Source organism: Microbacterium sp. K35 (assembly GCF_004794375.1).
GTDB lineage: Bacteria > Actinomycetota > Actinomycetes > Actinomycetales > Microbacteriaceae > Microbacterium > Microbacterium sufflavum.
Map to the genome: position 1 here is coordinate 23431 of NZ_SSDM01000157.1, position 6752 is coordinate 30182.

Sequence of the window (6752 nt, forward strand, 5' to 3'; positions counted from 1 at the left end):
TGTGGCATGAATCCGCTCATGCGGGAAAGGTCCGATGGGGAGCATCCAACATCCGCTCCGGTGCGGAATACACCTCGCGGCGTGACGCCACATACCGTTCCCAGTGGCGCATCAGAGCATCGATCCCCACTTCCTCTCCTTCCGGTGGCGGCATCCACCTCACCATTCCGGAGATCTCGGGCGGAAACTCCAGGTCTGCAGCCAGAAGTTCGACGATGCCGAGCACGTCGGCGAATCTGTCTCGATTGTCGTAGAGCCACGCCATGAAAAGGTAGGTCCAGATACCCAGGGCACTTCGGTCGCTTTCCTCCGTGGGCGTGGGGACGAGTCGGCTCACCTTCTCCGCGAAGTTCCACTCGTCGGCCGCTGTCAACTCGAAAACCTCGGGTCGCATCCGCTGACCTTCGCGAATCGCCTGATCCACGACCCGTATCCCCTCGGAAGGGCCGACCCACCCCCTGCGCAAGCCGAGATCCAATTCGGGCAGCGTCATCCGTGACCGGCGTGTGATGTCATCGCCATCCAGATCGATGCTGAGGAGGTCCTCGCTCATGGCACTCCAATCAATCTCTGCGGTCATGCCAGCACTCGAAACAACCCCAGGGCCAACAGGGCGCCACCGAAGAGCAGGAACCCGGTCGCGATGACGATGATGCCCCGCATTCGGGGCATTCTCCGGGAGACCTCCTGCGGGGAGAGCCGATCCTCGCTCAGAACGGCGGCGTAGCGCGCGCGGACGAACGCCAGCAGGCGCGTTCGTGCAAGGAGCTTGATGGCTCCCGCGAGGAGAATGGCGATGCCACTGGCGATACACGCCACCGTGAACGTCTGCATTCCGGTCACACCCGCACGAACACGCCCGCGAGGAGTGCGATGACCCCGAATACGATCAGTGCGATGCCGCACGCGCCCACCCACGCGGCGCTGCCACGTTTGGCGACCTCGCGGCCCGGGGCGCCACCGAGGGCGCGATTGGCGTCAGCGGTGATGTCGAAGAGCTTGTGACGGTGGCGCACCACGAGCGGGCCGAGAACGAGGAGGACGACCCCCAATCCGAGCGAGAAGTAGTTATCCGCAGACATCAGGCCCCCTTGCTATCGACCAGGAGTGGCTCCAATTGAGATTCAAGATCCCACAGCACGGTAGCGCTGGCATCATCGAGGCCGGGTAGGCCTCTCTCATGGGTCGACGCCAACCAATCGTAAAGAACCAGTGCTTCGCTCGAGCTCAGGTAGAGCTTCAGTTCCCCTTCCGGCATTGCGTACCTTTCACTCAACGGGGAGCCCTGCCGGGTCCCAGCGCCAACGGTGTCGTACGGACGACGCGGGCGGCGGAGTCCCACCGTGGGGACATGCTGCGCACCTCCTGATCCGTATGCGAGCCGAAGTCGGGAATCTCTCCGAGCGCCGCCACGTCGAGCGAGTGGAAGACAGCGCTCCTCCCACGGACCCGAAGATCTGCCCCCGGAGTCAATGCGAGATGAAGTTCCAGTCCCGCGTCGAGTGACCGGGCCGAAGAGCCCACCACTTTCCACGACGTCCTGTGACGGTCGGTGACACCGGACCACTCCAGCAGACCCACGCCTCTCAGAACGAGAAGCCCCGTGTTCGTTTCGTCGAGCTGTAGAGCGGTCCGCAGATCGCACAGGATGCCCAGAGTGGCGGTGATGGCGTCGAAGTGCACGGCATTCACCTGGGCTTCGAGAAACGCATCCTCTTCGGAAATGAAGGGGTCTTCGTCCTTCGTGTCTTCTGGAGCGTCGGCGAAAAGCAGCTCACTGAGCGTGATCACGGGGAAGCGATCGGTGCGACGGAGTGTGAGTGCGGTGTCAGATGCTCGGAGAAGGGCGCGACCGCCTGCCCGTGTCTGGTCATCGAATGCGTAGCCCTTCGGGTGAGGACGCCGCCACGTCGTCGTCGGCGGCCAGGTTCGGACTGAGGTCAAGCGCGGATCCAGGATCGGCGAACCTGGACGGGGAGATTATGTCATGCCCCCGCGGCGGCTGGTGGAGCCGCGACGCCGCTGACCGTGCACGATGCGCTCCGCCCCCCGAACAAAAGCCCTGGTGCACTGAAATCGATTTCGGTATCGTCGGCCTCCACACCCCTGTCGCTCGCCGAGGAGCCGCATGTCCCGCACCCGTGCCCGTCGCTCGACCGCCCTGCTCGCCGCCGCCGCCCTGGCGGTGAGCCTCGCCGCGTGCGCCGGGGGAGGGGTGCCCGTGGAGCTCGATCCCGACCCCGACAAGCCGTTCGTGCTGACCGGGATCTCCGGGCTCACCGAGGTCGCGCAGCTGACCGGACCGGCGGGCATCAACGACACCGAGGCGGTCGGCGTGGCGGGCACCGATCTAGGCTCGATGACCACCGTGGGCGACCGCACCTGGTTCTTCTTCGGCGACACGTTCGGCGAGCGCGCACCGGGCACGACCGGCGGTCAGGGCGGGCAGTGGCGCTCCAATGTGGCCGCCTGGACGACCGACGACGACCCGACCGACGGCATCTTCTTCGACGGCTGGGTGGCCGACGGGATCGGGCTCGCGGCCCCGCTGATCGAGGGCGACCACGACCCCAACAACGGCTCCGGCGAGGTCACCAAGATCCCCACCGCGGGCTTCGCGATCGGCGACACGATCTACGTCTCCTACATGTCGGTGAGCTACTGGGGCGACCCCGGCGCGTGGGATGCGAACCGCTCCGCCCTCGTCGTCTCGCGGGATGACGGGCAGGCCTGGGCTCCCGTCGAGGGCATCGAGTGGCCAGGTGACTCCGGTTTCGTGCAGTTCGCGACAGCCCCCGTCGCCGCCGACGGCGAGGACTGGATCTACCTGTGGGCGATCCCCTCCGGGCGGTTCGGGGAGGTGCGGCTGATGCGGGTGCCGGCCACCGAGGAGGCTGTGGAGGACCAGGGCTCCTACTCGTACTTCGCGGGCCTCGACGGCGACGAACCGGTGTGGTCGGACGACCTGGACGACGCGCAGGTCGTCGTCGAGGGCACGATCGGCGAGCTGTCGGTGATGTGGTCGACGTACCTGGAGCGCTGGATCATGACCTACTCCGACGCCGGCAACGCCTACATCCGCGAGGGCATCACCCCGTGGGGCCCCTGGGGCGAGCCGATCGAGCTCGTGCCCGGCGACGACTACCCGGGGCTCTACGGCCCCTACCTCGACCCGCGGTACGTCTCGGACGACGGTCGGCGCATCTACTTCACGCTCTCGCTCTGGGATCCGTACAACGTGTTCTGGTTCGCCGCCGACCTCGACCGCGCCGACGGATGAGCAGCCCGCCGCCGACTATTGCGCATGAAATCGATTTCGCATAACCTGGCGCATACCCGATCAGAGTGGATCGACGCGAGCTGGTCGGCACCCCCACCCGGCGGCAGCCGGGACACAGCATGACTCGAAGACGAGTGACGTCCTGAGGAGGACCAATGCGCAAGACACGCAGTCGCATGTGGAAGGTCGCAGCATCCGTGGTGGTGGCGGGCATCGCCCTCAGCGGATGCTCCGGGGGCGGCGGCGGGGGCGGAGGCGCCGGAGCCGAAGGGGAGCCGGACAGCGGCGAGCTCAATTTCGTCTACATGGGAGACGCCGACCAGCAGAAGGCGTTCAACGCGCTGTTCGCCGAGTTCAACAAGCAGTACCCCGACATCAAGCTCAAGGCCGTCGGCATCCCCAGCGGCAACTGGGCCACGTTCTCCACCACGGTCGCGACGCGTCTCGCCGGCGGGCAGAAGATCGACATCATCCAGGTCGCCACCGAGGGGCAGCGGCTGTTCGCCTCGAAGGGCATCCTCGCCGACCTCGCGCCCTACATCGAGCAGGACCAAGACGTCGTCGACGACTACTGGGACGACATCAGCCCCAACCTGCAGAAGTTCAACGAGGAGTTCGCGGCGGGCCCCGACGGCGAGACCGTGTTCATCCCCGGCGGGTTCAACACCATGGCCATGTACCTCAACAAAGACGTGTTCGAGAAGGCCGGAGTCGCCATCCCCGAAGACGGCAACTGGACGTGGGACGAGTTCGTCGCGGCCGGGAAGCAGATCAAGGAGAAGACCGGCGCCTACCTCGTCGGCGCCGGCTCCGGCTACTTCGTCGACGTGATGCCGTGGCTCACCACCAACGGCGGCAGCACGTTCAACGCCGACTGGAGCGAGCCCACCTACAACTCCCCGGAGGCGGTCGAGTCGGCCGAGTTCGCCCGCAGCCTCGTCGAGATGGGCCTGGCCCCGAAGCCCGGCGGCCAGTTCGACGGCAACACCGCGTTCAAGCAGGGCAAGCTCGCGATCCTCAGCGGCGGACGCTGGCCCGTGCTCGGTGTGCGCGAGCTCGACATGGTCGACAAGACCGTGGTCGTGAACTGGCCCACAAAGACCGGCAACGGCTCGCCGGTCGGCTGGGACGCCTGGAACATCGCCAAGAACAGCGACAACAAGCAGGCCGCGTGGACCTTCATCAAGTTCCTCATGTCGGAGGAGGCCGGCAGCTACTTCGCCGAGATCGGCGGCACCATCGTGCCGGCGCGGGAGTCGGTCGCGAACTCGCCCGCCTTCACCGACAACGCCCCCGAGGGCACCATCCGGCTGAGCGAGGCGATGGACTTCGCCACCCCGATCCCCTCGATCGACCAGGGCGCCGAGGCGCAGAAGGTCATCGAGGAGGCGTGGGGCACGATCATCGCCGGTCAGGGCGAGGCGCAGAAGACCCTCGACGCGGCGCAGGCGGAGCTGGAGCAGCTGGTCGGTGAGTAGCATCGCCACCGCCCCCACGGTGCGGCGCCCGGGAGCAGAGCTCCTGCGGCGTCGCACCGCGACCGCGGGCTGGATGTTCGTCAGTCCCGCGCTGCTGCTGTTCCTCGTCTTCGTCGCCGGGCCGTTCGTGTTCGCGATCGCCCTGGCGTTCCTGAAGTGGGACATGCTGACCACCCCGGAGTTCGTCGGCGCCGACAACTTCGTGCGCCTGTTCTCCGACCCGATCCTGCCGCAGGTGCTGCTGAACACGTTCGTGTTCGCGTTCGCCTCGATCGTCACCCACCTGGTGTTCGGGCTGCTGCTCGCCCTCGCGGTCAACCGGGTCGCGAGCCGCGTGCTCGGCTACTTCGCCCGCGTCGCGATCTTCTTCCCGTTCCTGATCTCCTGGGCCGCGGTCGCCCTGCTGTGGAAGTACGTGCTCGACCCGACGTTCGGCTACGTGGCGCAGTACGCGGCGACGTTCGGCATCGAGCTGCCCAACTTCTTCGCCGACCCCGCCTGGGCCATGCCCGCGATCATCTTCATCGACCTGTGGCACACGGTCGGCTTCACGTTCATCATCATGCTCGCCGGGCTCCAGACCGTGCCCACCGAGCTCGTCGAGGCCGCCCGCACCGACGGCGCGACCTCGTGGCAGATCTTCTGGAACGTGACGCTGCCGCTCATGTCGCCCACCATGTTCTTCGCCACGATCATCACCTTCATCGGTGCGTTCCAGATCTTCGACCCGATCCAGATCATCACCAAGGGCGGACCGCAGAACTCCACCACGACGATCATCATGTACCTCTACGAGAAGGGCTTCCAGGCCTTCGACATGGGGTACGCCGCCGCGGTCGCCCTGCTCGTGTTCGTCATCATCATGGGCGTCACCGTGCTGCAGTTCCTCGGCCGACGGAAGTGGGTGCACGAATCATGACCGTTCTTCCCCCCACCGTGGAGCCGCGGACCGACGTGCTCACCCGCGTCGAACGACAGCGCCGCCGCCGCCGTCACCGCCCCACCGTCGGCGGCGTGATCGTCGACGTGGTGCTCGTCGTGTTCGGCATCCTGATGCTGTCGCCGCTGTTCTGGCTGATCGTGCAGAGCTTCACCGAGCCGGAGTTCGCGTTCGCCGACCCGCCGCGCTGGCTGCCGATCCCGTTCACCACGCAGAACTTCGCCGACGTGTTCGAGTACATGCCGTTCTTCCAGCAGTTCGGCAACTCGCTCGCGCTGGCGCTCATCTCCACCGTCGGAGCGCTGTTCTTCTCGGTGCTCGCCGCCTACGCGTTCGCGCGCATCGACTTCCGCGGCAGCCGCGTGCTGCTGGTCGTGATGCTGTCGGCGCTCATGGTGCCGGGACAGCTCGTCATCATCCCGATCTTCATCATGATGCGACAGCTCGGACTCGTCGACACCCTCGCCTCGCTGTGGCTGCCCGCGCTGATCAACGTGTTCCAGATCTTCTTCCTGTCGCAGTACTTCAAGACGATCCCGCGCGAGCTCGACGAGGCCGCGCGGCTCGACGGTGCCGGACACCTGTGGATCCTGTTCCGGATGCTCATCCCGCTCTCGGCCCCCGCGGTCGCGGCCCTCGCGATCCTGGGGTTCGAGGCCTCGTGGAACGGGTACTTCGGGCCGCTCATCTTCCTGTCCAGCCCGGAGAACATGACCCTGCCCCTCGGGCTCGTCACGCTGCAGAACGGCTTCGGCGCCGCACCCGCGGTGATCGTGTTCGCCGCCATCACCATGGTCGTGGTGCCGCTGCTCGTGGTGTTCCTGGCCTTCCAGCGGCAGATCGTGGAGAGCGTCGCATCGACGGGGCTGAAGGGATGAGCAGGGTGGATCCGCGTACTCGCACGGCGGGGTCTGGTGCTGCGGGCTCCGCGGGCGTTGCCGACGCGACGGCGGCCGCCCGTGCCGCCGGTTTCGCTCCCGCTGCGGTCGACCCGGTGCTGCTGCGCCTTCCGGCCGCGCGCCGCACACACCCCCACCCCAGAAGGGAAGAACCC

Annotated in this window: 8 protein-coding genes; 4 read left to right on the forward strand and 4 right to left on the reverse strand. The window is 66.7% G+C overall.

Going from position 1 to position 6752, the window contains the following annotated elements; genetic code table 11:
• Nucleotides 1-16: 16 nt before the first annotated feature.
• The 4 genes from DW299_RS05385 to DW299_RS05400 form a co-directional block, all read right to left on the reverse strand.
• On the reverse strand, nucleotides 17-580 hold the full coding sequence (locus DW299_RS05385; RefSeq protein ID WP_136035971.1) for a DUF2247 family protein: 564 nt from the start codon (nucleotides 578-580) through the stop codon (nucleotides 17-19).
• Entirely contained in the window at nucleotides 577-843 is a 267-nt protein-coding gene (locus DW299_RS05390; protein WP_136035972.1) for a hypothetical protein, read from the reverse strand. The genes DW299_RS05385 and DW299_RS05390 overlap by 4 nt, the downstream gene beginning before the upstream one ends.
• Nucleotides 840-1082 (reverse strand): hypothetical protein, encoded by a 243-nt coding sequence (locus tag DW299_RS05395; RefSeq protein WP_136035973.1) that lies wholly within the window; start codon nucleotides 1080-1082, stop codon nucleotides 840-842. The genes DW299_RS05390 and DW299_RS05395 overlap by 4 nt, the downstream gene beginning before the upstream one ends.
• A 190-nt stretch (nucleotides 1083-1272) precedes the next feature.
• Nucleotides 1273-1791, reverse strand: coding sequence for a hypothetical protein (locus DW299_RS05400; protein ID WP_136035974.1), 519 nt, complete (start codon nucleotides 1789-1791; stop codon nucleotides 1273-1275).
• A gap of 337 nt (nucleotides 1792-2128) precedes the next feature.
• Here DW299_RS05400 and DW299_RS05405 point away from each other — a divergent pair, with 337 nt between their 5' ends.
• From DW299_RS05405 to DW299_RS05420, 4 genes are all read left to right on the forward strand, one after another.
• Nucleotides 2129-3280 carry a glycoside hydrolase family 183 protein gene (locus tag DW299_RS05405; RefSeq protein ID WP_136035975.1) on the forward strand — a complete coding sequence of 384 codons (1152 nt, stop codon included), beginning with the start codon at nucleotides 2129-2131 and terminating at the stop codon, nucleotides 3278-3280.
• Nucleotides 3281-3435: 155 nt separating this feature from the next.
• Complete coding sequence (locus tag DW299_RS05410; RefSeq protein ID WP_205812626.1) at nucleotides 3436-4758, forward strand: ABC transporter substrate-binding protein; 1323 nt, start codon at nucleotides 3436-3438, stop codon at nucleotides 4756-4758.
• Nucleotides 4751-5677: a carbohydrate ABC transporter permease gene (locus DW299_RS05415; RefSeq protein WP_205814329.1), complete on the forward strand. Its 927-nt coding sequence runs from the start codon at nucleotides 4751-4753 to the stop codon at nucleotides 5675-5677. Before DW299_RS05410 ends, DW299_RS05415 begins: the two co-directional genes overlap by 8 nt.
• Nucleotides 5674-6576 carry a carbohydrate ABC transporter permease gene (locus DW299_RS05420; protein WP_136028683.1) on the forward strand — a complete coding sequence of 301 codons (903 nt, stop codon included), beginning with the start codon at nucleotides 5674-5676 and terminating at the stop codon, nucleotides 6574-6576. Before DW299_RS05415 ends, DW299_RS05420 begins: the two co-directional genes overlap by 4 nt.
• The last annotated feature ends 176 nt before the right edge of the window (nucleotides 6577-6752 follow it).

Coding starts and splice junctions, on each gene's coding strand:
- DW299_RS05385 (WP_136035971.1), bottom strand. CDS start 580: ATGACCGCAGAGATTGATTGGAGTGCCATGAGCGAGGACCTCCTCAGC.
- DW299_RS05395 (WP_136035973.1), bottom strand. CDS start 1,082: ATGTCTGCGGATAACTACTTCTCGCTCGGATTGGGGGTCGTCCTCCTC.
- DW299_RS05405 (WP_136035975.1), top strand. CDS start 2,129: ATGTCCCGCACCCGTGCCCGTCGCTCGACCGCCCTGCTCGCCGCCGCC.
- DW299_RS05410 (WP_205812626.1), top strand. CDS start 3,436: ATGCGCAAGACACGCAGTCGCATGTGGAAGGTCGCAGCATCCGTGGTG.
- DW299_RS05420 (WP_136028683.1), top strand. CDS start 5,674: ATGACCGTTCTTCCCCCCACCGTGGAGCCGCGGACCGACGTGCTCACC.